The following is a 24,934-nucleotide window of genomic DNA, read 5'->3' on the forward strand; positions in this document are numbered from 1 at the left end:
TTTTTATTCTAACGAGAAACAAAAAATCTGTCATCAGTAATAGATAAAATCTATTACCAACAACAGATATTGTAGAACCTACTTTTTTGGCTTAAATTCTGGGATCAGCCGTTTGTCGCAAGTCTTAGAAAGACAAGTTGCATTTATAAACACTTTGCCGACTCATGTCTCAGCCTCTTTTGCATTTCAACTAGCAGCTGGCTAACAGCTTATCTCAAGGTGGTTTATTATAAAAAAATCCTTAAGCTGCGTCCGTCCGGATGCTTTGTGATGAACAGACATGGTAAACTGGAATAACTATTTTTGCGGACTGTTTCAACAATTCTGAAGGGATTCGAAATGATTTTAGATATAATTGTGATTTTAATACTGATTAGTGGATTGATTCGTGGTTATAGAATTGGCCTGATCAAACAATCTGTGCAGGCGGGGTCATTGATACTCGCCTTCATCGTCGCGATGTATTATTTTCAGCCACTCGGAAACTTGATGATTAAGTTGCTCAAACAACTTCAGCTTAAACCTGATATTCAATGGCTATATGTGAGTGATATAATCGCTTTTGTCTTGTTATTTTCGATCACCCAAGCAGTGTATACCAGCCTTGGAAAGCATTTAAATGGTGTGACACGTCTACCTGGACTCCATCTTGGTGACGAATTGCTTGGCTCGGTGATGGGGCTGCTAACCAGATATCTCGTTACTTTTTTTCTGTTAAATATTTTAATCCTATTTCCAATGTCTTGGCTGCAAGATCAGTATCATGAGTCAACCATTTCCCAAACGATCGTTAAAAAGACGCCAATCATTTCTGAATGGCAGTCGCGGCATTTGATCACTCACAGTCGCGCAAAGCAGAAATCGGAGTTGGGGGTGATCAACAATGAAATGGCTAAATAGGTTAGTGGCGGTCATCATTGTTGGGTTGACGGTTAATGTGTTTATTCAACCCGGATCAATGAAAACAATTGGGCGGCAAATTAACAATGCTGTGGATATGCCGGCGATGTTGATCAGTCGGATTCAAAAGACAGCCACTTTGACCCAATCCACTCAGTCGACGACTTCTAAAGCTGATGAAACTCCGATTGAGAGCATTGTTCAAGAACGGCAGCTTTCTAATCATTACGAGTACCGGTTTGCAGCCGGGGTTCCTGCCAAAGCCAGGGCGGTCTTTTTAAAGGCGGTTCACAAATACAACCAGACGGGAATTGTGCGGATCTCACCATTTTCAGATAAAAATAGTACCCAAGCCAATATCATGACTTTTTACGTTTACCGAAAACGGGTTTCGGTCCAAAGTAGTTCTGTGGAATTAGGGCTTGGCGGACCGAAAATTTATCCGCTGCTGGGTGAGCACAACGATGATTTGAATCGAGGAAAGGCCGGCCTCAATATTGAGTATCCACAATCCAGCCTTCAACTTTCTGTTGCCATGCACGAAATCGGTCATGTGTTGGGGTTGGATCATAGCATGAAACGCAGCTCGATTATGTTCCCGATTGACCAGGGAAAAATAACCTTATCAGCCGACGATTTGGCAGCTTTGAAAGCTATTTACAAAAAATAAGATTTCACAATGCACCGTTAGTTTCCTTTTTTGAGCAGAAAAAGGAGATTGACGGTGTTTTTAGGCTATTCTCATCATTGAAATCAAATTCTGTATTGACACACCTTTTTAAAAGCGATAAATTAGATATTAATTAAGAAATGATGATAAACGCATAAGTGACGATCACATGAATTACCTTCTGTAAAGCACAATTCAGAACCTGATTTCTTACATATTTGATACGGGGAAACCATACTTAGCAACTCGTTTATTACCTACTTAATAATATTTTAAGGAGGATCCTGATACATGGCAAAACAAGATGTTAAAGACCTTGATTGGAAAAATTTAGGATTTGAATACAGAGATTTACCTTACAGTTACAATGAAGAATTTAAAGATGGCAAATGGCAAAATGGTGGCTTGACCACCGAATCAACCTTGACCTTGTCAGAAGGTGCCGAAGAGTTGCATTACGGCCAAGAAGTCTTTGAAGGAATGAAGGCTTATCGGACTAAAGATGGCAGTATTAACTTGTTCCGCCCTGACATGAATGCCAAGCGGTTAAATAATTCTGCCAAGCGATTAGTGATGCAAACTTATCCTGAAGACAAATACGTTGCCGCAGTTAAAGAAGTCGTTAAAGCAAACCAAGAATTCGTGCCACCTTATGGATCTGGCGGTTCACTTTACATCCGTCCATTCATGATTGGGACTGAGCCGGTTGTTGGGGTTGCGCCATCAAGCACCTATACATTCCATATCTATGCCACCCCGGTTGGTGCCTATATTAAAGGATTACATCCAATGCCATACATGGTCAGCCAGTACGACCGGGCTGCTTATGCTGGAACTGGTCAAGCCAAGACTGCTGGTAACTATGCTGGTAGTTTGTTACCAGGTAAGGAAGCCAAGAACGCTGGTTTCGCTGGTGAATTATACTTGGACCCACGTGAGCACAAGTATATCGATGAATTTGGCGGTGCCAACTTCTATGCAATTGGTAAAGATGGCAAATTCTACACGCCAAAATCAGATTCAATTCTGCCTTCGATCACGAAGAAATCAGTTTTAACCATCGCCAAAGACTTAGGCTTGGATCCAACTGAAACGCACATTGACGTTAATGATCTTGACGAGTTCACTGAAGCAGGTGCCATGGGAACTGCTGCTGTTATTTCACCAGTTGGTTCATTAACCAACAATGGTAAGAAGCACGTCTTCTACAGTGAAACAGAACCAGGCCCTGTTACTCAGAAGCTTTACGATACCTTGTTTGGCATTCAAGCAGGTGACGTTGAAGATAAGTATGGCTGGGTTGAAAAGGTCGATCTCGACTAAAATAGTCTAAATAAAAAAGGTTGCTTTGTTTAAAATAATCAAAGTGAACAAAACTGGGACGAAGGCGTTTTGATCCCAGAATTTAAATGAAAACGGCAGTGCATTCTGATCTTGGATGCATCGCCGTTTTGTTTAATTTGATATCGAAACATTGAGAAGCAAACCGAACCTAAATACAGCTTCATTGTAATCGTTTACAAAACCATTGACAATTGAAGACACTTGTGGGTAAATACACAAAAATAATTTCAGTTGACAGTGTCTGTTAAAACAATTAGAATGTGAAAAATTGGTTAGACCAACTTAATACGGAAGAATTTTTGAGGAGGAACACTCATGGCAAAAGCAAAACCCGCGTCAGAAATTGATTGGAACAATCTTGGCTTCGAATATATGGACCTGCCTTATCGATTTATTGCTCATTACAAAGACGGCAAATGGGACAATGGCGAACTCAGTGAAGATGGGACGTTACATATTAGTGAGGGATCAACCTCTCTTCATTATGGTCAGGCGGATTTCGAAGGCTTGAAGGCTTATCGAACCAAGGATGGCAGCATTCAGCTATTTCGTCCGGATCAAAATGCCAAACGAATGACCAAGAGTAGTCAACGCCTGTTGATGCCGGCATTCCCAGAGGATCAATTTGTGGATGCTGTTAAACAAGTGGTTAAAGCTAACGCCGATTATGTGCCACCGTACGGCACTAGGGCAACTTTATATTTGCGGCCATTGCTCATTGGGGTTGGCGGTACGATTGGGGTTCATCCGGCTTCTGAGTACATTTTTACCATTTTTGCGATGCCAGTGGGGGCTTACTATAAAGGCGGCTTGAAACCCACTAACTTCACCACTTCCTATTACGATCGGGCGGCTCCCCATGGAACTGGCCAAAGTAAGGTCGGCGGTAACTATGGTGGGAGCTTGTTACCAGGTGACGAGGCTCATAAAGCCGGTTATTCAGATGTCATTTATTTGGATCCGGCAACCCATACCAAAATTGAAGAGGCTGGGTCGGCCAATTTCTTTGGAATTACCGAGGATGGCGAATTTGTGACACCGAAGTCCGATTCGATTTTGCCAAGTATTACGAAATATTCGCTGCTCTGGTTGGCGGAACATCGATTGGGCCTGAAACCAGTTCAGGGGGATGTTTATATCGATGACCTGGATCGGTTTACTGAAGCAGGGGCGATGGGAACCGCTGCTGTCATTGCCCCAATTGGCGGCATCGAATATCAAGACAATTTACATGTCTTTTATAGTGAAACTGAAGTTGGCCCGGTGACCCAGAAGTTATATAACGAGCTGACTGGCATTCAGTTTGGGAATGTTGAGGCACCAGCTGGCTGGATTCAAAAGGTTGAATAAATAAGGAACGAGGCTTTAAGATGCTGAAGCGCGAAGGACATTCACATACCGAATTTTGCTCCCATGGAAGTGGCGATGATGTTGAATTGATGATCCAAAAAGCCATCAAACTGGGCTTTCAAGAATACAGCATTACCGAACATGCGCCACTGCCGCCAGACTTTTCGGCCCATTATGAAGGTCAACCAACTGGTTTGACGGAGGCGTCGATGGCGGCCAGCGATTTGGATGCCTATTTTGCCAAAATGACTCGAATGCGGCAAAAATATGCGGGTCAGATTCAGATTCATATTGGGTTTGAAGTGGACTACTTGCCAGAATTCACCGAATGGACCAAAGATTTTCTGAGTGAATATGGTTCCCAAACGGATGACAATCTATTATCGGTCCATTTTTTGAAGGGCAAAAATAATCACTATTGGTGTGTTGATGATACGGTCGCAGATTTTCAAGAGGGACTGTTAAGTCAGGCAGCCGATTCCCAAGCGCTGTATGTCAGTTATTTTAAGCAAGTCTTAGCTTCGGTGAACGCTGATTTGGGTCAATTTGCCCCTCGGCGGATTGCCCATATGACGTTAATCAAGAAATTTCAAGATTACTTTGATTTGGACCATTCTTTTTCGGTTCAAAATGAACGGTTGATTAACGGCATTCTCCTTGCTGTCAAGGTACAAGGCCGCCAACTTGATTTAAACGCTGCGGGCCTATACAAGGCTTATTGCAATGAACAGTATCCAACTCTGGAAATCATTAAAATGGCTAAATTATTAAAGATTTCATTTGTATATGGTAGCGATGCTCACAGTATTGATGCTGTAGGTCAGGGCTATAATTGCATGGCTTCACTGGTTGCCGGCTATCAAGATCTGGCTTGACTTCGATAAAAAGCGTGGTATTATTAGCTAATAATTAGCAAATCTTAATAAAATAAAGTTTTGATTAGAACAAGTAGCCAGTGAAGAATGACAAGAGAATCCCGTTGCTGTGAAGGGATCATTCTGCTGGTGAACACACATCTATGAACTTAACCGGTTGAACTAAGTAGGCCGATTCGCATGTTTAGCGTTATCAGGGTTGCCACAGCTGTTATGAAAATGACGAGTTGTTGGCAATGTAAGGCATTCTATCGTGAGGTAGGTGCGAATTGAGGTGGAACCGCGATTAATCTCGTCCTCGAAGACTTTCTTAAGCTTCGAAGATGTGATTGATCGCGGCTTTTTCGTTAAGAAGAGGCCACCTTTCAAAGATTTCAATGGACCAGTTATCGATTCAGACAAAAGCAGGCAAACATTCACAGGAAGTGACAGCATGACAAATAAAAATTTACCAAATGGGACTCGGGATGAATTAGGCACGCAAGCCGAAACAAAAGAGGCCATTGAAAACCGATTGTTTAAAGGGTTCCGCCGGCGGGGGTTTCGTAAGCTGACGACCCCGGTTCTTGAATATTCAGATGTTTTTAAGCCACTGAATGCCGATAATTATCGACCTTACCAGTTATTGGATGAGCAGGGCGAACCGTTAGTACTTCGGCCCGACCTGACTTTGCCAGTTGCCCGGGTAATGAGTACGACTGGCGTGGATTTGCCGGTTAAATGGTATTACGGCGGCGATGTTTTCCGGGTTAAAAAACGGTTATCCGGCAGTTACAATCAATTAACGCAGGCCGGAATTGAAATTGTCGGCTACAAAGGGATTAAGACAGATTGGGAGTGTTTAGTTGTCGCTTTGGCTGGCTGCCAGGAGATGGGCATTCAAGATTTGACTATTGAACTCAGTCACGCCAAGTTCGTTGATGTCGTCATCCAAACATTGGATTTACCTCAGCCGACCAAGGATAGCTTAAAAGCGGCTTTGTATGCGAAAGATTTGAACAAATACAATAGCTTGTGTTCGCCGCTAGCCAACACCGCTTATTCAAAATTCCTAGCTGAGTGGCCCTGGCTCTTTGGTGATTTTGACAAAGCCATGCGATTGGTTAAAACCATGCCGGAGATTGCCGAACTCCATCAGATTATTGACGATTTGACCGCAACCAAGGCTTTCATCAACCAGCAGTTTCCAGATTATAAAGTGGCCCTCGACTTGAGCATTCCGTCTCCGCAAACTTATTACACTGGAATGGCCTTTCGCGGCTTTACCGATAAGTCGGCCGACTATTTGTTCAGTGGCGGCCGCTACGATGATTTGCTGACCAACTTTCAGAAGGTCCATGTGTCAGCCGTCGGGGTCGCATTTGACGTCGATTCGCTGGTTGAACGAACCGTCGTTCAGAGCGAAAAACCAGTGACGCTGATTTATTTTAATCAAGATCAGTGGCAGTTGGCAGAAGCAAAATTACGTGAGTTGAAAAATGCCACGTTGTGTCTGGCAGACAACTTGGCGGCGGCTCAACGTCTTGCCACCAGTACTGGTAGTCAATTAATTGATTTAACAAAAAGCAGGTGAAAAGATGACACCATTAAAAATTGCCCTTACAAAAGGGCGAACAGAAGAGCAGGTCATTCCGTTATTGGAAGCCAGTGGGATCAATTGCGAGGGCGTAAAGAATAAGAAGCGGCGCCTAATTTTTGATGAGGATCCCCGCTATGAAATCATTTTGGTTAAAGGCCCAGATGTATTGACCTATTTGAATAATGGTTCAGTCCAGATTGGAATTGTCGGCAGTGATATTTTAGATGAGCAGCAAAATTCACAGTACGCAATGTTGGATTTAAGCGTTGGTAAATGTCGATTTGTTTTGGCCTCAACCAGCTCATTTAATCCTCAGCAGCCCCGCCGCAAAATCATTGCTACTAAGTATCCCAACATTACCAAACGCTATTTTCAAGGGATCGGCGAAGACGTTGAAATTATCAAAATCGAGGGTTCAGTTGAACTTTCGCCATTGATTGGGTTAGCAGATGCGATCGTGGACATTGTTGAGACTGGCAATACGTTGCGTGAGAACAATTTGCACGTCTATGCCAAACTGCAGCCGGTCAATACCAAGTTGGTTGTGAACCGGTTGGCCTTGCGTCAGTTCCAACCACAAATTAGGGAATTAATTACGAATTTACAACAAGCAGATGCCGACTATGCCAAATCAAATTTAATAAAGGGGTGATTGCGATGAGAGAAGCCACAATTTCCAGAGATACCAAAGAAACCCAGATCGAACTCAGCCTGAATCTTGATAATTATTCAACCATCGACATTGATACGGGGATTGGATTCTTTAACCACATGCTGGATGCGTTTGCCCGTCATGGCCGATTCGGCTTGGTTGTGAAAGCTAAGGGCGACTTGGATGTGGATCCTCATCACACAACCAAAGATGTTGGGATTGCGCTCGGGATGGCTTTAAAAAAAGCCCTTGGAGATAAGGCCGGTATTGAGCGGTTTGGTTCGGCACTGATTCCATTGGACGAGACGTTGAGTCGGGTTGTGATCGATTTATCCGGGCGATCTTACCTGGTATTTAATGCAGAATTTATCAACGACCATTTAGGCGGTTATGACACCGAAGTGACCGAGGACTTCTTCCAAGCGTTTGCCTTCAATGCGGAGCTTAACTTGCACGCCGAAGTGCTTTATGGCAGAAATACCCATCACAAAATTGAAACGCTGTTTAAAGCCCTTGGCCGGGCATTAAGAGCTGCCGTGACACTAAATCCTGAAATTAAGGGGATTCCATCTACCAAGGGGGTCATCTAATGATCGTGATTATTGATTACGATACGGGTAATACTCGAAATGTCAAAAAGGCGTTGGACTATTTGAATCTTGAAAATGAGCTGACTGCTGATCATAAAAAGATTTTAGCTGCAGATGGCCTGATCCTACCTGGCGTTGGGGCCTTTCAAAAAGCGATGGATTCTTTAAATGAGCGAAAATTGGTTCCGATCATTCAAACGGCTGCCGAGCGGGGCATTCTGATTTTGGGAATTTGTTTGGGGATGCAGTTGTTATTTGATAAGAGCTTGGAATTCGGCGAAACCAATGGATTAGGAATTATTCCCGGAGAAGTGGTGCCAATTCCTGAAAATCTTGGTGTCAAAGTGCCTCACATGGGGTGGGATAAAAACCGAGCCGTTCAAGCCGATCCGCTGGCAACCGTCTTTGATGATCAATTTACCTATTTCGTTCACTCATACTATGTCGCGACTGATAAGGCCAAAATAGTCGCCACAGTTGATTATGGGGTCCAAATTCCAAGCATTGTGAGTCAAGATAACGTCATTGGGATTCAATTTCACCCCGAAAAAAGCGGTCAAGTGGGATTGGCTGGGTTAACAAAATTTAAGGAGATGATTCAAAATGAAGATTATTCCCGCAATTGATTTAAAGAGTCAACAGAGCGTTCGGCTCTACCAAGGCGATTTTAGCAAAACAACCGTTATTAATCGCTCGCCGCTCGATCAGGCACTGGCAATCGAGAAGGCTGGGTTAACTAATCTTCATTTGGTCGATCTCGATGGTGCAAAGTCTGGCCAGCCAGTTAACCGATCAATCATTAAAGAAATTTGTGAACGAACCAAGCTTGCCGTCGAAGTGGGCGGCGGAATCCGCTCACTTGCACAAATTAATGATTATCTGACATCTGGTGTTTCCAGAGTCATCTTAGGTTCGGCGGCGCTGAATGATCCTGAATTGGTTCAAGAGGCGATTGCCCAATTTGGCGCCGACCAAATTGTGGTTGGCATCGACGGCAAAGATGGGCTGGTAGCCGTTTCCGGTTGGTTGGAACAAAGCACGGTTAAAATGGCCGAACTCATGGCTTCAATGGTTGCATTCGGCGTTAACAGCTTCGTGGTGACTGATATATCTCGTGATGGCACGATGGGTGGTCCCAACGTCAATCAATTAGGTGAGTTGCAAGCCAAGTTTCCAACGGCGACAATGATTGCCTCTGGTGGCATCCGCAACGTTTTTGACTTAAATCAATTGGCGGCTGCCAATATTAAAGCCGCAATCGTTGGCAAGGCAATGGTGACTGGTGACCTGCCTTTAGCAACTTTAGCGGAGGTGGATGCCAATGCTCGCTAAACGGATTATTCCCTGTTTGGATGTCGATCATGGTCGGGTGATGAAAGGGGTCAATTTTGTAAACCTCAAAGACGTTGGCGATCCGACTCAAATTGCGGCGGCTTATCAAAAACAGGGCGCCGATGAATTGGTATTTCTGGACATCTCCGCGACCAATGAAGGGCGTAAAGCCATTGTTGAAACGATTGAAGCCGTTGCCAGCCAAGTGTTTATGCCTTTGACGGTTGGCGGTGGCATTCACAGTGTTGCCGACACGCAAAATTTGTTGAAGGCTGGGGCGGATAAAACGGCGGTTAATTCCGCCGCGGTTAACAATCCTGAATTAATTACTCAAGGCGCGAAGAAATTTGGCAGCCAATGTGTGGTTTTAGCAATTGATGCCAAATGGAATCCTGAAGCAAATCAATATGATGTTTACGTTAATGGCGGCAGAAAGAAAACTGATTTGGATGCAATTAAGTGGGCTAAGCAAGGGGTTGCCCGGGGTGCCGGCGAGTTGCTTGTGACCAGCATGGACAAGGACGGGACCAAGAGCGGCTTTGATATTAAGCTCTATCAGGAACTAACCAAGGCAGTTAATGTCCCAATCATCGCTTCCGGTGGTGCCGGAAATATCCAAGATTTCACCGACGTATTTTTGGCAGCCAACGTCGATGGCGCGCTTGCTGCTTCAGTTTTTCATTTTGGCGAGTTAACCATTGCAGACGTCAAAGGCCAGCTAAGCCAAAATGGGGTGATCGTACGTTAAAACCAGATTTTGAAAAATACCCAGACCGTTTGGTGCCAACCATTGTCGTTGATGACCAGACGGATCAAGTATTGATGATGGCCTATGTTAATGAAGAAAGTTATCAATTAAGCTTAAAAACGATGCAAACGTGGTTTTGGTCACGAAGTCGAAAAGCGTTGTGGCATAAGGGTGAAACTAGTGGCAATACCCAGCAAATCGTGGCCATCCAAATTGATTGTGATGAAGACACGTTACTAATGCGGGTAATTCCAGCGGGACCTGCATGTCATACGGGGCACACGAGTTGTTTCTATAGAACAGTTGTCGATAAGAACCAGGAGGAATAGCCATGCAGAATTTAGATGAATTATATGAATTAATTTTAGATCGAAAAAACAATCCGAAGCCGGGTTCATACACAGAGTACCTGTTTAATAAAGGACTGGATAAAATTTTGAAAAAAGTCGGCGAGGAGTCGACTGAGGTGATTGTCGCCGCAAAAAATGACTCAGATCCGGATTTTATCTTGGAAGTTGCAGATTTGGTATACCATGTGGAAGTTTTGATGGCCCAAAGAGGAATTACGCCAGACCAAATTAAAAAGGAGTTGGCAAGCAGGGAAGGTAAAAAAAGTTTGACGAAGGATCGGGCGGAGATTCAAAAATGGTAGAGTGTGGATCCAAGCGGTTGGCAATCGAAACACATTTCGGTAGTGTGCGAAGCAATGCGGTTGGGAGTCGGAGCATAAGCCGCCGCCAACAGAAATCCCGGTTTTGGGGATTTGTGTTGGTGGTGCTTATGAGCAGACTCCTGCATTGCAGAGTACGATTTCGCTACGTCGCCAAAGAACGATAGCTCAATCCGCATCTCACCCAAACATTGCCACTGCCACCACAATCTGTTACGGTACAACCAATCATTATTTACTAAAATTGGAGGCTCCTATGGTTAAAGAAACTGTCAAACACTTAAATCCGTACGTTCCGGAGATGACGTTAGCGGAACTAAAAAAACAACGTGGGCTCGATAAGCTGGTGCGTTTATCAGCGAATGAAAATGCGTTTGGAACGTCTCCTGATGTTGCCAAAGCATTGGACAAATGGCATTATGCCGATTCAAATTTATATCCCGATAGTAACGCCGAAGAGTTGCGGTCAAGCATTGCTACCAGATTTAATATCAGTCCCGATAACCTGATTTTCGGAAATGGGTTGGACGAAATTATTGAGTTACTCAGTCGGGTCATTTTACAACCGGGTGATGAGGTGCTGGATCCGGCGCCAACTTTTTCTGAATATCAGCTGCATGCTCAGATTGAAGGGGCTAAAATTCGAACGGTTGACCTTGATGAATCCGGTCGAATTAATCTTTCGGCCATGAAACGCGAGGTTGATGAAAAGACCCGGATGGTCTGGATCTGTAACCCCAATAATCCGACTGGAACCTTCATTTCGCCCAAAACCATCCAAAGCTTTTTGGCTGATCTTCCGGACACGGTAACGGTCATTGTAGATGAAGCCTACATTGACTTTACAGGTGATAAACACGCATCAGTCATTCAACTAACCAAGCAATATGCCAATTTGGTGGTGTTGCGGACATTCTCCAAAGCCTATGGGCTGGCAAACTTTCGGGTTGGCTTTGCCGTGTGTGGGTCGCCGTTGATCGATTATCTGCAGGCTGCCCGGTTGCCATATAATTTGAGCACCTTTGCAGAAATTGCGGCGACTGCGTCATTTAAAGACACCGATTTTGTGGATCAAGTCGTTGAAACAGTCATTGCCGAACGAAAAAAATGGGAACACTTTTTGATGAAAGCAGGGCTTCCTTTCTATGATTCTGCTGCTAATTTCATTTTCTTTCAGGTTAAGAATGGTGATTCCAAGGGACTTCATGAATACCTGCTTTCAAATGGTTATCTGTTAAGGGACGGGTTGCGAGACGGCTGGTTGCGGGTGACAATTGGCAAGCCAGAGGATAATCAGGCTGTCCAAGAATTGATAACCAAATTTCTAGTCAGCTAATTTCTACTTATTAATTGTGGCAATCATTTCGAGAATGAGTTAGTATAAAGTTTACTGGAAATTACGACCTTCAACTCGTGGATTCTCCAGAATCTAATTGAAATGATGGTGGTTTTATGCAAGACAACAGTCAAACTCGGGTTGTTGTTGGGATGAGCGGTGGCGTCGACTCTTCAGTTGTCGCCTATTTGCTCAAACAACAGGGATACGATGTGATTGGCGTTTTCATGAAGAATTGGGATGATACTGATGAAAACGGCGTATGTACTGCAACTGAAGACTATAAAGATGTTGCTAAAGTCGCTAATACGATCGGCATCCCATATTATTCTGTTAACTTTGAAAAGGAGTATTGGGACCGCGTGTTCACGTACTTTTTGGATGAGTATAAAAAAGGCAGAACTCCCGATCCAGATGTCATTTGTAATAAGGAAATCAAGTTCAAAGAATTTTTGGATTATGCTTTGGAATTGGGTGCCGATTACATCGCAACCGGGCACTATGCCCAATTAACTCGTGATGAAGATGGTCATAATCATTTGTTGCGGGCGACTGATGGCAACAAAGATCAGACCTATTTCTTGAGTCAACTTTCCGCAGATCAGCTTGACCGCGTGATGTTTCCAATTGGTAACATGGTCAAGCCGGATGTTCGAAAGATTGCCCGAGAAGCTGGATTGGCAACAGCCGACAAGAAAGATTCTGTTGGTATTTGTTTCATTGGCGAGAAAAACTTCAAGAACTTCTTAGGCCATTACCTGCCAGCAACGCCTGGTAAGATGATGACGGTCGATGGCGAAGTGAAAGGCCAGCACGATGGCTTAATGTATTACACGATTGGCCAGCGCCGTGGTTTAGGAATTGGCGGTGATGGGGTTGATAACCAACCTTGGTTTGTTGTCGGCAAGGACTTAAAGCAAAACATCTTATACGTCGGCAAGGGGTACCATAATCCTTTGCTATATGCAGATTATCTTGAGGCTTCAGATATTCACTGGGTTAATAACTTGGATCGTGGTCAGGACTTCCATTGTACTGCCAAGTTCCGTTATCGCCAAAAAGATACTGGTGTGACTGTTCATATCAGTGATGATGGTCAGTCGGTCCGGGTAGATTTCGATGCCCCAGTCCGCGCAATCACGCCGGGCCAAGCGGTTGTCTTCTATGATGGCGACGAGTGTTTGGGATCGGCCATTATTGACGCGGCTTATAAGCAGGCCAAGGAGTTACAATACGTCTAGTGAAATTGATTTTTAAGCTAGACCCTTTATTAATTTATATTTTAGGCTTTTAAAACTAGCAGACTGAGACAATAGGCGTTTTGATCCCAGAATTTAACGAGAAAACCAGTTATTCCTGATGTTGGAATAACTGGTTTTCTCGTTAAATGGCCGGGATCAGCCGCTTGGCGCAGCTTTTATCTGAGTATCAGTGGTGATCCAAATGATGATCACTGATTGGAAAGCAACATGTGTCTCCGGTCCCTTTTTCCTAGATTCAAAATATGACGGTGCAACGCCAATAAATTTAATTCTCAATTTTTCTCCGCCAGCTAAATTGAACAATTGCCGCGACAAACAAGAGGAAAACTGCGAGCCCAGCAAAAGTGCTGCCAACTGTTAGGGCAGTCTCCAAGTTGTCGAAGAAGTCACTTTTTGAACTGTCAGCATGTTCTTCGTTCCTCGCTGATAAATGATTCATTGGCGGTTACGCCCAACGTCTCATTCAGAAAAATGTCAAGATTGTTGGACATTTATTTCGTCATTAATTGATTAACTGTTTTTCAGGATATCTTCAGATTTTTTGCTTTAACGTTTTGAATTTACAGCCCTTTCCTGTCATAATGTAAGAAGTAAAATGAGTTTTGGAGGAATGAAATTTGACTAAGTTGTACTTTGTTCGTCATGGAAAAACTGAATGGAACCTTCAAAGTCGTTATCAAGGTGCAGGCGGTGACTCGCCATTACTTCCCCAAAGCTATGAAGAAATGAATTTGCTTGGAAAGCATCTATCGAAAATTGTTTTTAATCACATTTATGCTAGTCCAATTAAACGCGCTCGGGTGACAGCAACGACCATTAATCGCCGGCTGAAAAAGCACCCACCGATTTCGCTGTTGTCCCGATTGGAAGAATTTCATCTTGGCAAGATGGAAGGAATGAAATTCGAAGATGTTAAGCGGCTGTATCCGGAAGATTTCGAGGATTTTCGCAACCACCCAGACCTGTATGATCCAAAAGAAATTGGCGGCGAAAGTTATCAAGAAGTCATTGACCGGATGACCCCAGCCATTGTTAATATTGTGCAAAATAATCCTGAGGGCAACGTGTTGATTGTAAGTCACGGGGCAGCCCTGAATGCCGAAATGAACGCATTGCTGGGGGTGCCTTTGGCTGACTTGAGAAAACGAGGTGGCTTGGCGAATACCAGCACCACCATCTTGGAGAGCCAAGATTCTGGCAAAACCTTTCAATTGATTGATTGGAATGACACCAGTTATTTGAACAGAAAATTGGATGAAACAGATCTAGTCTAGGTGATAAACATGACAGAGAATAGTTCAGATAAAGTAAAAAAATTACAAGAAAAAAATCGTGAAAATCAACGTAACTATACCAAAAAGCGTGAGCAGGAAGAGAAAAAAGCCCACAAGTTGGTTCATGACCTGGTCCAAAAGATTGACAATGAACCCAAGAATTACCGTCATTATTACGAATTGGCAACATTGTTGGTTGAAGGCAAAGACTATGAACAAGCTGAAGAGCTATTGATGAAGGCGCTTGGATTATTTAAGGATAGCGGCGACGATGTGATTGATACCCTCAAGTTTGGGTTGGGTAACGTCTACTACGCTGCCCAAGAATACGATAAAGCAATCAAGATTTTTCAGGAAATTAATGATACCAAGCTTCAAGCTGAAGCCTATGCCATGTTGGCGCAAAGTTACATGGCAAAGGGCGACAATAAGCGGGCAATGGTATTTGCGTTATCTGCCCAGAGTGGTAAACGTGACGACCCGTCCATCAATGAAATGATTGGCGATAATTTGTTGGCCTTGGGGAATTTTGCCCAAGCCGGGGAATTTTACGACAACGTATTGAAAACTGAACCGCAGAACGGTAAAGCCAACTTCAATCGGGGCTTGGTGGCCATGGTTAACGGTGAGGACTTCGACAAGTATTTCAAGACCGCCAAACAAAGTGATCCGGACTACTTCAAACGTGGCCAGCAAAAGCTTAAGGATATCGAAAAAGTCGTTCAAATGAACAAATCGAAGGATCATGATTCTAAGTAGTCATGATGTTATGTGAGGAGGGATGGCGTGGACCGCTCGGTAGATTTATTTGATTCAGATAATCATCACGACGAGGCAAAATATGTAGATGGTCGGCTCAAGGCCATCTTCTTTTCCAGTAACGACAGCTTCTATAAGGTTGTCCTCGTTGAAATCACTGATACCAACATTAATTGGCCGGAAGACGAGATTGTCGTCACCGGCAATTTTGGTGATTTGGTAGAAGAAAACAGCTATCATTTTACCGGCAAACTCATTGACCATCCGCGTTATGGCAAACAGTTTCAAGCAACCAACTATACAAGTCTGATTGCGACAACTAAGGATGGGGTCATCAAGTACTTATCCGGCGATCAATTTCCTGGGGTTGGTCGCAAAACAGCTGAGCGGGTAGTTGATGCGTTGGGTGAGGATGCGATTGAAAAGATCAACGCTGACGGACGGGTCTTGGATGCTGTGCCGATCAGTCAGAAGCTCAAGCATGCGATTATCGATAATTTGACCGTGGATGATAATCTGGAGAAGGTCATCATTGGCTTGAACAGTTATGGCTTTTCCAGTTCGATTGCTTCAGCAATTTACCAAAAGTATCACGAAGATGCCCTGAAAATTATTTCTGAAAATCCCTATCAATTGGTTGAAGATATTGATGGTATCAGTTTCCGGAAGGCTGATTCGATTGCCTTAAAATTAGGCATGGTTCCGGATGCCAACGAACGGATCCGAGCTGGCTTGATGTATGCCATCGATGAATTGTGCTTACGAAATGGCGATACGTATACCACGACTGCACCGTTAGTTGCCATGGCAGCCAGCGTACTGGAAGGCAATTCCAACCAAAAGATTCCCGGCAAAAAGTTAGCTGAATCAATGGTTGAATTAGCAAAGGAAAATAAGATTGTCGGCCAAGATGATCGAATTTATTTAACGCGTTTGTATACGGCTGAAGTTCAAATTGCCGAACACATCAACCGAATTATCAAGAATAAGGATGACAATGAGTTTGATGATGCTGCAATCAAAAAGCAGCTTAAAAGTGTTGAGAGACAGTTCGATATCACTTACGATGACTCCCAAGTTGCCGCCATTGTGCAGGCAATTCAATCACCGGCATTTATTCTAACTGGGGGTCCCGGAACAGGGAAAACAACGATCATCAACGGAATTGTCAACACCTATGCGCGGCTCCATGAACTTTCGCTGGATGTTAATTCTTATAAGGACAGCAATTTCCCAGTTGTCCTAGCTGCACCAACTGGTCGAGCTGCCAAACATATGTCGGAATCAACGGGGCTGCCGGCCAGTACCATTCATCGTCTGCTAGGCTTAAATGGCCGTGAATCAAATGACGCTGATCCCACCAAGGATATTGAGGGAAACTTACTGATCATTGATGAAATGTCAATGGTTGATACTTATCTGTTTCGCTCGTTGGTCCGCGCAGTTCCAAACCACATGCAGGTTGTGCTGGTTGGGGACCAGGATCAATTGCCGTCAGTCGGGCCAGGACAAGTATTTCACGATTTACTGGTGTCCAAACAAATTCCGGCCATGCAACTGGATACGATTTATCGCCAGGAAAAGGGGTCGTCGATTATTCAGTTGGCCCACGATATTCACAGCGGCAAACTATCACCGAATTTTGCGGAAAATCAGTCCGATCGATCGTTTATTCCTTGTCGGGACAATCAGATTCCCTCAGTTATTGAACAGGTGACTAAGCGAGCCAAGCAAAAGCAGTTTGGCTTGATGGATGTTCAGGTACTGGCACCGATGTATCGTGGCAATGCTGGAATTGACCACTTAAATGATATTGTGCAAGAAGTCTGGCAGAATAAGCCTGCTAAAAAAGTTGTGACGATTCGCGAGCATGTCTATCGCATTGGTGACAAAGTGCTCCAACTGGTGAATAATCCTGAGCAAAACGTGTTCAACGGTGATATTGGGATTATTGTGTCGATGGAAACGGTCAAGGACCAAAAGTCACCCACAAAGATTACAATTGATTTTGACGAGACTGAAGTCACTTATGACAAAAGTGAGTGGAGTCAATTCACTTTGGCTTACTGTACGTCGATTCATAAAGCTCAGGGTAGTGAATTCAAAATGGTGATTTTGCCGATTGTTCATCAGTATTCGCGAATGCTGCAACGAAATTTACTCTACACAGCTGTCACGCGAGCAAGCGATTTCTTAATTATGCTTGGCGAACAAGCCGCCTTTGAACAATGTGTCAGAAGCGTTTCGGTCAACCGGCGGACTAGTTTAGTGAAGCGATTGGTGGATGCAATTGGGCGGCCAACGAATCATCCGGTGGGAACTGATGAACTTGACAAGCAATTGGACGGAGAACAAGAACGGACGAAAGTAGACGCCCCCGCTGCCCCTAATCATTTAACCATTTCAGTAATCAATAATAACGAAATTGATCCAATGATTGGCATGGGGAGTACCTCGCCAAAAGATTTTATGTGATTCTCGCACAAAATTGTACAATTTAACCCTGGGATTATGGTAATATTTAGTTAAACAAGAATATTTGGAGGACATCATGACCGAGTTGAAATCGCATCCTAAATTAAAGTTGTTTTCTCTCAATTCAAATCGTCATTTGGCAGAAGCCATTAGTAAAAAGGTTGGCGTGCCATTAGGTAAAGCTACCGTTGAAAAATTCAGTGACGATGAAATTAAAATCAGTGTTGATGAAAGCATTCGTGGTGACGAAGTTTACGTCATCCAGTCGGTTTCAGACCCTGTCAATTCTAACTTGATGGAATTGCTGATTATGGTCGATGCTTTGCGACGAGCAAGTGCAGCCTCGATTAATGTTGTGATCCCATATTACGGTTATTCAAGAGCTGACCGAAAGGCGCGTTCCAGGGAGCCAATTACCGCTAAGCTAGTTGCATCATTCCTTGAAATGGACGGTGTTGACCGGGTTGTGACCCTTGACCTGCATGCCGACCAGATTCAAGGGTTCTTCAATATTCCCGTCGATCATTTAAAGGCCGACACGCTATTGGCCCACTATTTTACCGAAAAGCATTATGATTCGGATCTAGTCGTTGTTTCCCCTGATCATACGGGAGTTTCTCGGGCAAGAAAGTTTGCTGAACTGTTGAAAGCACCCATTGCGATTATTGACAATCGATCGCCAGAAGATTCCACAACCGTTCCAGAATCCGTGATTGGAAATGTTCGTGGGAAACGGGCAATTATTGTGGATGATATGATTGATACCGCATTTAAGCTGACAATTGCAGCAGAAACGCTGAAGAAAGCCGGGGCAACTGACGTTTATGCGATTGCCACCCATGCGGTATTCTCAGGAGATGCCCAAAAGCGGCTGCAAGATTCTCAAATTGAAAAGGTCATTGTGACCGATTCAATTAGTATTGCCAAAGAAGACCAATTTGAAAAGTTGGAAGTTGTTTCAGTTGGTGATTTATTTGGTGAAGCAATTTCACTGATTCATAATCAAAAATCAGTTGGCAAGCTCTTTGGCAGATAAAAAATTTATTGTGAAGGTGATTTGATTTATGTATAAGGCAAATGACGATCGTTATGAAAACGCAGTAGTACGAAGGGCGGGCAACTCTGGTCTTCAATTACCAGCATTATCATTTGGATTGTGGCACAGTTTTGGCGATGATGCCAACTATGGCGACAGTGAGAAAGTCATGTTGAAAGCCTTTGACTCCGGTATTTTCTGTTTTGATAATGCATTTAACTACGGGCCCAGTGCAGGAGCTGCCGAGCGCATGTTTGGCGAAGTTTATCGGGCAAACTTGAAACCCTATCGTGATGAATTAGTGATTACCACGAAGGCTGGCTTCAATATGTGGCCTGGCCCTTATGGGAACTTCTCTTCCCGAAAGACTTTGATTAATGCCTTGGATGGAAGCCTGAAGCGGATGGGCCTTGACTACGTTGATATTTACTACAGTCATCGATTTGACCCTAATACCAGCTTGGAAGAAACGGCTAACGCCTTAGACAGCATCGTGCGTTCCGGTAAGGCCCTTTATATTGGGATTTCTAATTATAATGCCGAACAGACCAAAGAAATTACCAAGTATTTCAATGAACTTCACACACCATTTGTGGTCAACCAAGCTTCGTATAACATGCTAAATCGGGGTGTCGAAGATGATGGCCTTATTGATACCCTTGCCAGTGAAAACAAGGCATTGGTTGCTTATGGTCCATTGGCCGAAGGGTTATTGACCGATAAATACCTGAATGGGATGGATGATGACGTTAAGATCCATTGGAGTAATGAATTTGTCATCAAGCACGGCAAGGATGAACTGGTTAAGAAACTTAATGAGCTGAATGATTTGGCTAAGAATCGTGATCAGAATCTGGCTCAGATGTCGCTTGCTTGGCTGCTGCATGATAAGACGGTTGCCAGTGTAGTGACTGGGGCTTCCAAAGTAAACCATCTTGAAGATAATCTTAAAGCACTTAAGAATCTTGATTTCACCAATGATGAGTTAGCTGAAATTGATAAGATTGTTAAGGAATAAATCAAATAGTTTGCTGGGGTGCTGGGACAAAACGGGTGTTTTGATTCAAGCACCCCACATTTGTAAGCTATGAATGGAGAATTGTCATGACTAAAAAAGTAACAATTACTGATCTTGCTCACAAGGCGGGGGTTTCGGTTACCACTGTGTCCCAAATTTTGAACGGTAAACAGGATCGATTTAGCGACAAAACTGTTGAAAAGGTGCATCGACTTCAACGGGATATGGGCTATGTACCGGATTTTAATGCTCAAAGCTTAATCAAAAAAAGTGGCCGAACCATTGGGGTGCTTCTCCCTAATATCAATAATCCTTTTTTCAGCCGTTTCTTGAGGGGAATTGAAGCCACTGCCATGGAGCATGACTATGTCCCGCTTATTTTTGGCTCTAATAACAGTGAAACCCTTGAGAGCCACTATCTACTTGAATCTATCAGGCGCACTGCAGATGGCATGATAATCGCTTCTGCAGTGTCTGATCTTAACTATATTGATAAAATTTTGAGTCAAAACGAAGTGCCATACCTGTTGGTTGATCAAGCGCCAGTTGTGGAGGGCGACCAAATCAACGCCAACAATTACCAAGGCGGCTCATTATTGGCCGAATATCTGTTGGAAAAAGGCCATCAAAATGTGGTCGTTGTTGCAGATTCTAATCCAACATTGAATATGGAACATCGATTGGCTGGCTTTTTAGAAACGTTCAAAAAAGCTGGACAGCCAATTTCCAATGATCATATTGTTAAAACCGATCTCACGAAAATGGGCGGTTATCAAGTAACCCAACAAGTCATTAAGATGAAGCCAACCGCTATTTTTGCGATTAATGATGAAATTGCGATTGGCCTTTACCGCGGGATCCATGAAGCTGGCTTAAACGTGCCAGCTGACATTTCAGTGGTTGGCTACGATGATATTGATTTAACCGAATACATCAGTCCTAAATTGACCACGGTCCACCAGGCAGCCTTTGAAATGGGGCAGCATTCCGCCGCAATGATTATTGAGCGGATCGAAAATCGCGATGAGCCAATTCAAAGCGTCACTCTGCCAGTTAAGCTGGTTGAACGTGAAAGTGTGAAGAAGATTAACTAACGAATCATCCGAATAAAAAGCTTGTTAAACCCTTTCAGCTCTGATAGAATCATTGGTGAAAGGTTTTACTTACTAATCTAAACACTTAAAAGAATAAGAGGAGCGTAACATGACAAATAAAGTTGTTGTTCTTGGTAGTTTAAACGTTGATACCACCCTGCATATTGCCCAGATGCCAAAACCGGGCGAGACAATCAGTGCAAAAAGTAAAACGAACTCTGCCGGTGGTAAGGGTGCCAATCAAGCAGTTGCTGCAGCAAGATCTGGTGCCACTACCAGCTTTATTGGTCAGGTTGGCCGGGACAGCAATGGTCAATTTATGATTGATGCGTTAAAGCATGACGATATTAATGTTGATCACATTAATGTTGACGAGGCGGATGGCACCGGTTCAGCGGTTATTTTGCTCGATGAACATGGTCAAAACAGTATTATGGTATATGGTGGGGCAAACCAAGCAATGAAGCCGGCAATTATTGCCGACAGCGAATCGTTGATTGAGGGGGCAGATATGCTCATCTCAGAATTTGAAACCCCACAGGAAGTGACGCTGGCGGCCTTTAAATTAGCCAAGAAGCATGGGGTAACCACGATTTTGAACCCGGCACCGGCTTCACAATTAATTGCTGGTTTGGCAGAAGTGACGGATTTGATTGTTCCAAATGAAACCGAAAGTGCTTCACTGACTGGGGTTGAAGTCACTGACACTGCTTCGATGGCTGCCAATGCCGATAAGTTTACTAAAATGGGGATTAAGAATTTAATTATTACCGTTGGTGATCGAGGGGCTTATTATCATACCCCGGCTGACGACGGTTTCGTGCCAGCATTCAAAGTTCATGCGCAAGATACGACTGCTGCCGGAGATACTTTTATCGGCGCATTAAGTTCACAAATAAATAAGGATCTTTCTAATATTGAGGATGTCCTAACTTATGCCCAAAAAGCCTCATCAATTACGGTTCAACGGTTGGGAGCGCTCCCGTCAATTCCCAAAAAACAAGAAATTGAAAACAAATATAAATAAAAGTTATCGATAAAATTAGATTAACATTTAGCGCTAAATTCATTTTTAGTAAAGTGTTGCTTTAGGTGAAATTATCTGGTAGTATATCCAATCGTTAGCAGGAAATGATTAAGAAATACCTAACATTTCCTTGTGAGAAGTTTAAATTCGATGGAATTACAATTTAATTTTACATTCAAAGGGGTTTATAGCTATGAGTAATAAGTTAGAAATTCTTAAAGAGTACCAACAAGCATCAAACAAGCTAAGTGAGTTAAAAGATCAAGAAGCACAGTCTGTGCATTCACAGGCAACCGGTACCAGCGATACAGTTGTGATTCGACCACAATTTGGTAATGAAATGAAGCACTTGAATCAAGAGTGTATGCAGTTAAACATGATTTTGGAAGCAATGGATGCTTCTGAGGATTAACCTTTAATTAAAGAGGTTCATAGATTGAATAGGGCTGGGCAATTGATGATTGCTTGAAGCTCTATTTTTTCTTAGTTAAATTAAGTCAGCTTTGATGGTCCCAGCTCTGAAATGAGTGGTGCAATTGACCGTTTCTGGGTCTGTCGAGGGGGAAGCTACTTCGAAAATTGATGCTAAATTAATATCAAACGGAACGCCCGCCAAAATCCTAGTTCTGATTTTGGCGGGCGTTCCGTTTGATAACTAAGTTATTTTTCTCTGTAATCTCAAAAATATTTTGATAATAACGCTGAAGATACCGCTACTTTGATCTGATTACGCCCTTTAAGCTCGTTTAACCATTCCCTGGGGAAAGTTACCGGAGCGAACAATAAGGACGCTAACATCGACGTTATGGAGCCAATTGTGTCCGCATCGTTTCCCAAGTTGACTGCTCGGGTAACGGCCACCGAATATTGCTCGGAATTCATCAGACACCAAAAGACCGAATTCAGGGTATCAATCACGTATGGTGAACTTTCAATCAAATTGCTTGGCTGCCTTAAGAAATGGGGGTCTTCAAGCTGTGAAAAGAGATCAGCATCCTCGGCGAATTCTTCTTTGGTTCGATAATAGTCCAGACACTCTTTTACCGCTCTTAGCATGGCGTATTTATTTGGATTGTACACTAATCTGATAATCACGTTCGTTAAGATGCCGGAAGCAATTAAGCTCCGTGGATGGCGGTGGGTCGTAGATGTATATTCATGAACCAAACGGGCGATATCATCGTTATATTGATATCCATTTGAACTGGTTAAAATATAGAACGCTAATGGCATCATTCTCATCAGTGCACCGTTGCCATTGTCCATTTCAGAATCGCCGCCACATAATTCCGGCTTGATACCGGAATCAAACCGACGGATCGCATCCCCGGTTGTTTTACCAACACCAAAAGTCATGCCAAATGGTGTGTAGTCACCAAAGTGGTACCACTGGGAGTAGCGCATCATTAAATCGTAAAGATTGTATCCTTGCGTCAGACTAACCAGTGAGGCAAGGGTTAACGAGGTATCGTCCGACCAAGTTTCTGCAGGCACGTCATTTTCCTTGTGACCAATCATGGCATGGATGGGGTTTTCCAATAAATCTTGTCGTTTTTCGCACTGAAAAGGAACGCCCAAAGCATCGCCTAAAGCAACGGCTGTTATAGATTGAAATAGTAGGTAGCTGGTTGAATACATGAAATTACCTCGTTTTAGGATTTCTTGATGAAATGTGGGGTGTGGCGTTCTAATTGGATCGACTACCGGATCCAAAAGGGATAGCTGGCAGTTTCAAACTTGAGATTATAAGTCCGCTCACCTAGCTCTTCACCATCAATTTGACCGTATCTGTAGTCTTTGGTGGAAATTAAAAGTTCCTTTTGAACGTAGTGGTGGATGAATCGCAAACTTAAATGTCTCTTTAAAAATATCATACTTACGAATAAAAGCAATTGAATTGGATTAGGTTTTTCAACAATTATCAGGTCCAGTTGATTTTTATACGCTGACGCATCTGGGGCAATTTTAATCCCACCGCCGAAGTAGGGCAGATTAGTCGTTGTTACTAAAAAGGCATTTTGGTAGACCTCCTCTGGCTTGCCTGGAATCTTAACGTGGGTGTTAAAGCCTTGAAAGGTTCTTAATGCATTGATAACTGAAATCCAGTATGAAAATTTCCCAAAGTATCGGCTGTTTTTTAGGGATGACCTGTTGGCATCATGGACGACCGTGGCATCAAACCCAATGCCAAAATTGTTGGTAAAATAGCCCTCATCATGAGTATCCAGGTTGGTGTACTGACCAACGGTTAACGGTGCGGCTTTCGAGCAATGTAAAATTTGCTCCAGGGCTTTGTCCCAATGTAAGGGGATTTTGAGCGCCCTGGCGAAGTCATTTCCCGAACCAATTGGTAAGAAAGCAATCGGGACCTTGGATTCAGAAGAATGAGTTGCATAATAGCCAATACAGCCTAAGAGCGTTTCATGGAGAGTGCCATCACCACCGGCAGCCATAACCACCGCATCGGAATGATGGGCGTGAGTTATTTGGCCCAGAATTTGGTTTGCCAATTCAACCGCATGACCGTCATATTGGGTAACAAAAGTGCGAGACGAAATATTTAATTGTTTTAGCCGGGCTTCAACTTTTGGCCATAGCAAACGTGCTTTATTACAACCGGCACATTTGTTCAATATGATAAAATATTCCATCGGTTAATGATTACCCCCCCATAACAGTTAATTATAGTTAAAATTAAAAATATGTAGTAGAAAAGCTTGAGGTTGAGACAGTTGTTGGCAAATGATCTATCAATGCAACTGAAATGCACATTCTTATATTGATAAAACTTGCGACAAATGGCTGATCCCGGCCATCTAAGCAAAAAAGCAATGCATTCCAAAACCAGAATGCACTGCTTTTTCGGTTCTACAATATCTGTTGTTGGTAATAGATTTTATCTATTACTGATGACAGATTTTTTGTTTCTCGTTAGAATAAAAA

Annotated in this window: 25 protein-coding genes, 1 pseudogene and 1 other annotated feature; of the genes and pseudogenes, 23 read left to right on the top strand and 3 right to left on the bottom strand. The window is 43.3% G+C overall.

The annotated features are described in order from the left end of the window. Window positions 1-339: 339 nt before the first annotated feature. From KTE19_RS07205 to mnmA, 15 genes and pseudogenes are all read left to right on the top strand, one after another. Window positions 340-900 (top strand): CvpA family protein, encoded by a 561-nt coding sequence (locus KTE19_RS07205; protein ID WP_218043429.1) that lies wholly within the window; start codon window positions 340-342, stop codon window positions 898-900. Continuing rightward, window positions 884-1,570: a matrixin family metalloprotease gene (locus KTE19_RS07210; RefSeq protein ID WP_217161663.1), complete on the top strand. Its 687-nt coding sequence runs from the start codon at window positions 884-886 to the stop codon at window positions 1,568-1,570. The genes KTE19_RS07205 and KTE19_RS07210 overlap by 17 nt, the downstream gene beginning before the upstream one ends. Before the next feature lie 291 nt (window positions 1,571-1,861). Beyond that, the gene (locus tag KTE19_RS07215) at window positions 1,862-2,893 is read left to right on the top strand and encodes a branched-chain amino acid aminotransferase (protein ID WP_217161661.1); all 1,032 of its coding nucleotides are present in this window, start codon (window positions 1,862-1,864) and stop codon (window positions 2,891-2,893) included. A 336-nt stretch (window positions 2,894-3,229) separates the two neighbouring features. Beyond that, entirely contained in the window at window positions 3,230-4,264 is a 1,035-nt protein-coding gene (locus tag KTE19_RS07220; RefSeq protein ID WP_217341954.1) for a branched-chain amino acid aminotransferase, read from the top strand. A gap of 20 nt (window positions 4,265-4,284) precedes the next feature. Continuing rightward, entirely contained in the window at window positions 4,285-5,139 is an 855-nt protein-coding gene (gene hisJ / locus KTE19_RS07225) for a histidinol-phosphatase HisJ (protein WP_217341955.1), read from the top strand. Between the two features lie 51 nt (window positions 5,140-5,190). After that, window positions 5,191-5,442: a binding site (T-box leader), on the top strand. A 130-nt stretch (window positions 5,443-5,572) separates the two neighbouring features. Then, the gene (locus tag KTE19_RS07230; protein ID WP_217161655.1) at window positions 5,573-6,712 is read left to right on the top strand and encodes an ATP phosphoribosyltransferase regulatory subunit; all 1,140 of its coding nucleotides are present in this window, start codon (window positions 5,573-5,575) and stop codon (window positions 6,710-6,712) included. Between the two features lie 4 nt (window positions 6,713-6,716). After that, entirely contained in the window at window positions 6,717-7,370 is a 654-nt protein-coding gene (gene hisG, locus KTE19_RS07235; protein ID WP_217341956.1) for an ATP phosphoribosyltransferase, read from the top strand. A 5-nt stretch (window positions 7,371-7,375) separates the two neighbouring features. After that, the gene (gene hisB, locus KTE19_RS07240; protein WP_217341957.1) at window positions 7,376-7,960 is read left to right on the top strand and encodes an imidazoleglycerol-phosphate dehydratase HisB; all 585 of its coding nucleotides are present in this window, start codon (window positions 7,376-7,378) and stop codon (window positions 7,958-7,960) included. Further along, entirely contained in the window at window positions 7,960-8,586 is a 627-nt protein-coding gene (hisH, locus tag KTE19_RS07245; protein ID WP_217341958.1) for an imidazole glycerol phosphate synthase subunit HisH, read from the top strand. The genes hisB and hisH overlap by 1 nt, the downstream gene beginning before the upstream one ends. Next, window positions 8,564-9,292 (top strand): 1-(5-phosphoribosyl)-5-[(5-phosphoribosylamino)methylideneamino]imidazole-4-carboxamide isomerase, encoded by a 729-nt coding sequence (gene hisA, locus KTE19_RS07250; RefSeq protein ID WP_217341959.1) that lies wholly within the window; start codon window positions 8,564-8,566, stop codon window positions 9,290-9,292. Before hisH ends, hisA begins: the two co-directional genes overlap by 23 nt. After that, window positions 9,282-10,040: an imidazole glycerol phosphate synthase subunit HisF gene (gene hisF / locus KTE19_RS07255; protein WP_217341960.1), complete on the top strand. Its 759-nt coding sequence runs from the start codon at window positions 9,282-9,284 to the stop codon at window positions 10,038-10,040. The genes hisA and hisF overlap by 11 nt, the downstream gene beginning before the upstream one ends. Continuing rightward, a pseudogene (gene hisI / locus KTE19_RS07260) lies at window positions 10,037-10,369 on the top strand (phosphoribosyl-AMP cyclohydrolase); the annotation flags it as partial. The gene hisF and the pseudogene hisI, both read left to right, overlap by 4 nt. A 2-nt stretch (window positions 10,370-10,371) precedes the next feature. Beyond that, window positions 10,372-10,692, top strand: a complete 321-nt coding sequence (gene hisE, locus KTE19_RS07265; RefSeq protein ID WP_217161637.1) for a phosphoribosyl-ATP diphosphatase — start codon at window positions 10,372-10,374, stop codon at window positions 10,690-10,692. A 274-nt stretch (window positions 10,693-10,966) separates the two neighbouring features. Beyond that, window positions 10,967-12,046, top strand: coding sequence for a histidinol-phosphate transaminase (hisC, locus tag KTE19_RS07270; protein WP_217161635.1), 1,080 nt, complete (start codon window positions 10,967-10,969; stop codon window positions 12,044-12,046). A 116-nt stretch (window positions 12,047-12,162) separates the two neighbouring features. Then, on the top strand, window positions 12,163-13,287 hold the full coding sequence (gene mnmA, locus KTE19_RS07275; RefSeq protein ID WP_217341961.1) for a tRNA 2-thiouridine(34) synthase MnmA: 1,125 nt from the start codon (window positions 12,163-12,165) through the stop codon (window positions 13,285-13,287). A gap of 286 nt (window positions 13,288-13,573) precedes the next feature. On the opposite strand, the gene KTE19_RS07280 is transcribed toward mnmA, so the two are convergent. After that, window positions 13,574-13,747 carry a hypothetical protein gene (locus KTE19_RS07280; protein WP_217161631.1) on the bottom strand — a complete coding sequence of 58 codons (174 nt, stop codon included), beginning with the start codon at window positions 13,745-13,747 and terminating at the stop codon, window positions 13,574-13,576. Between the two features lie 178 nt (window positions 13,748-13,925). Between KTE19_RS07280 and KTE19_RS07285 the strand changes: the two genes are divergently transcribed. The 8 genes from KTE19_RS07285 to KTE19_RS07320 all read left to right on the top strand — a co-directional run bounded on the left by KTE19_RS07285 (window position 13,926) and on the right by KTE19_RS07320 (window position 22,403). Beyond that, window positions 13,926-14,582, top strand: a complete 657-nt coding sequence (locus KTE19_RS07285; protein ID WP_054749007.1) for a histidine phosphatase family protein — start codon at window positions 13,926-13,928, stop codon at window positions 14,580-14,582. A gap of 9 nt (window positions 14,583-14,591) precedes the next feature. After that, on the top strand, window positions 14,592-15,341 hold the full coding sequence (locus KTE19_RS07290; protein WP_217161629.1) for a tetratricopeptide repeat protein: 750 nt from the start codon (window positions 14,592-14,594) through the stop codon (window positions 15,339-15,341). A gap of 27 nt (window positions 15,342-15,368) precedes the next feature. Next, window positions 15,369-17,816: an SF1B family DNA helicase RecD2 gene (recD2, locus tag KTE19_RS07295; RefSeq protein WP_217161627.1), complete on the top strand. Its 2,448-nt coding sequence runs from the start codon at window positions 15,369-15,371 to the stop codon at window positions 17,814-17,816. 76 nt (window positions 17,817-17,892) lie between these two features. Next, the gene (locus tag KTE19_RS07300) at window positions 17,893-18,852 is read left to right on the top strand and encodes a ribose-phosphate diphosphokinase (protein ID WP_217161625.1); all 960 of its coding nucleotides are present in this window, start codon (window positions 17,893-17,895) and stop codon (window positions 18,850-18,852) included. A gap of 28 nt (window positions 18,853-18,880) precedes the next feature. Further along, window positions 18,881-19,870 carry an aldo/keto reductase gene (locus KTE19_RS07305; protein WP_217161623.1) on the top strand — a complete coding sequence of 330 codons (990 nt, stop codon included), beginning with the start codon at window positions 18,881-18,883 and terminating at the stop codon, window positions 19,868-19,870. An 86-nt stretch (window positions 19,871-19,956) separates the two neighbouring features. Further along, the gene (gene rbsR, locus KTE19_RS07310; protein ID WP_217341962.1) at window positions 19,957-20,964 is read left to right on the top strand and encodes a ribose utilization transcriptional repressor RbsR; all 1,008 of its coding nucleotides are present in this window, start codon (window positions 19,957-19,959) and stop codon (window positions 20,962-20,964) included. A 109-nt stretch (window positions 20,965-21,073) separates the two neighbouring features. After that, on the top strand, window positions 21,074-21,991 hold the full coding sequence (gene rbsK / locus KTE19_RS07315; RefSeq protein ID WP_217161619.1) for a ribokinase: 918 nt from the start codon (window positions 21,074-21,076) through the stop codon (window positions 21,989-21,991). 193 nt (window positions 21,992-22,184) lie between these two features. Beyond that, entirely contained in the window at window positions 22,185-22,403 is a 219-nt protein-coding gene (locus KTE19_RS07320) for a hypothetical protein (protein WP_054749010.1), read from the top strand. 266 nt (window positions 22,404-22,669) lie between these two features. Here the strand turns inward: KTE19_RS07320 and KTE19_RS07325 are convergent, their stop codons facing one another. Both KTE19_RS07325 and KTE19_RS07330 read right to left on the bottom strand, forming a co-directional pair. Continuing rightward, window positions 22,670-23,629: an ADP-ribosylglycohydrolase family protein gene (locus KTE19_RS07325; protein WP_217341963.1), complete on the bottom strand. Its 960-nt coding sequence runs from the start codon at window positions 23,627-23,629 to the stop codon at window positions 22,670-22,672. A gap of 62 nt (window positions 23,630-23,691) precedes the next feature. Next, window positions 23,692-24,642 carry a diacylglycerol/lipid kinase family protein gene (locus tag KTE19_RS07330; RefSeq protein ID WP_217341964.1) on the bottom strand — a complete coding sequence of 317 codons (951 nt, stop codon included), beginning with the start codon at window positions 24,640-24,642 and terminating at the stop codon, window positions 23,692-23,694. Window positions 24,643-24,934: the final 292 nt, after the last annotated feature.

Source organism: Lentilactobacillus dabitei (genome assembly GCF_019061365.1).
Lineage (GTDB): Bacteria > Bacillota > Bacilli > Lactobacillales > Lactobacillaceae > Lentilactobacillus > Lentilactobacillus dabitei.

Bases quoted from the DNA above. Each gene is read 5' to 3' on its own strand.
- KTE19_RS07205 (WP_218043429.1), top strand. From the start codon at position 340: ATGATTTTAGATATAATTGTGATTTTAATACTGATTAGTGGATTGATT.
- KTE19_RS07210 (WP_217161663.1), top strand. From the start codon at position 884: ATGAAATGGCTAAATAGGTTAGTGGCGGTCATCATTGTTGGGTTGACG.
- KTE19_RS07215 (WP_217161661.1), top strand. From the start codon at position 1,862: ATGGCAAAACAAGATGTTAAAGACCTTGATTGGAAAAATTTAGGATTT.
- KTE19_RS07220 (WP_217341954.1), top strand. From the start codon at position 3,230: ATGGCAAAAGCAAAACCCGCGTCAGAAATTGATTGGAACAATCTTGGC.
- hisJ (WP_217341955.1), top strand. From the start codon at position 4,285: ATGCTGAAGCGCGAAGGACATTCACATACCGAATTTTGCTCCCATGGA.
- KTE19_RS07230 (WP_217161655.1), top strand. From the start codon at position 5,573: ATGACAAATAAAAATTTACCAAATGGGACTCGGGATGAATTAGGCACG.
- hisG (WP_217341956.1), top strand. From the start codon at position 6,717: ATGACACCATTAAAAATTGCCCTTACAAAAGGGCGAACAGAAGAGCAG.
- hisB (WP_217341957.1), top strand. From the start codon at position 7,376: ATGAGAGAAGCCACAATTTCCAGAGATACCAAAGAAACCCAGATCGAA.
- hisH (WP_217341958.1), top strand. From the start codon at position 7,960: ATGATCGTGATTATTGATTACGATACGGGTAATACTCGAAATGTCAAA.
- hisA (WP_217341959.1), top strand. From the start codon at position 8,564: ATGAAGATTATTCCCGCAATTGATTTAAAGAGTCAACAGAGCGTTCGG.
- hisF (WP_217341960.1), top strand. From the start codon at position 9,282: ATGCTCGCTAAACGGATTATTCCCTGTTTGGATGTCGATCATGGTCGG.
- hisE (WP_217161637.1), top strand. From the start codon at position 10,372: ATGCAGAATTTAGATGAATTATATGAATTAATTTTAGATCGAAAAAAC.
- hisC (WP_217161635.1), top strand. From the start codon at position 10,967: ATGGTTAAAGAAACTGTCAAACACTTAAATCCGTACGTTCCGGAGATG.
- mnmA (WP_217341961.1), top strand. From the start codon at position 12,163: ATGCAAGACAACAGTCAAACTCGGGTTGTTGTTGGGATGAGCGGTGGC.
- KTE19_RS07280 (WP_217161631.1), bottom strand. From the start codon at position 13,747: ATGAATCATTTATCAGCGAGGAACGAAGAACATGCTGACAGTTCAAAA.
- KTE19_RS07290 (WP_217161629.1), top strand. From the start codon at position 14,592: ATGACAGAGAATAGTTCAGATAAAGTAAAAAAATTACAAGAAAAAAAT.
- KTE19_RS07300 (WP_217161625.1), top strand. From the start codon at position 17,893: ATGACCGAGTTGAAATCGCATCCTAAATTAAAGTTGTTTTCTCTCAAT.
- KTE19_RS07305 (WP_217161623.1), top strand. From the start codon at position 18,881: ATGTATAAGGCAAATGACGATCGTTATGAAAACGCAGTAGTACGAAGG.
- rbsR (WP_217341962.1), top strand. From the start codon at position 19,957: ATGACTAAAAAAGTAACAATTACTGATCTTGCTCACAAGGCGGGGGTT.
- rbsK (WP_217161619.1), top strand. From the start codon at position 21,074: ATGACAAATAAAGTTGTTGTTCTTGGTAGTTTAAACGTTGATACCACC.
- KTE19_RS07320 (WP_054749010.1), top strand. From the start codon at position 22,185: ATGAGTAATAAGTTAGAAATTCTTAAAGAGTACCAACAAGCATCAAAC.
- KTE19_RS07325 (WP_217341963.1), bottom strand. From the start codon at position 23,629: ATGTATTCAACCAGCTACCTACTATTTCAATCTATAACAGCCGTTGCT.
- KTE19_RS07330 (WP_217341964.1), bottom strand. From the start codon at position 24,642: ATGGAATATTTTATCATATTGAACAAATGTGCCGGTTGTAATAAAGCA.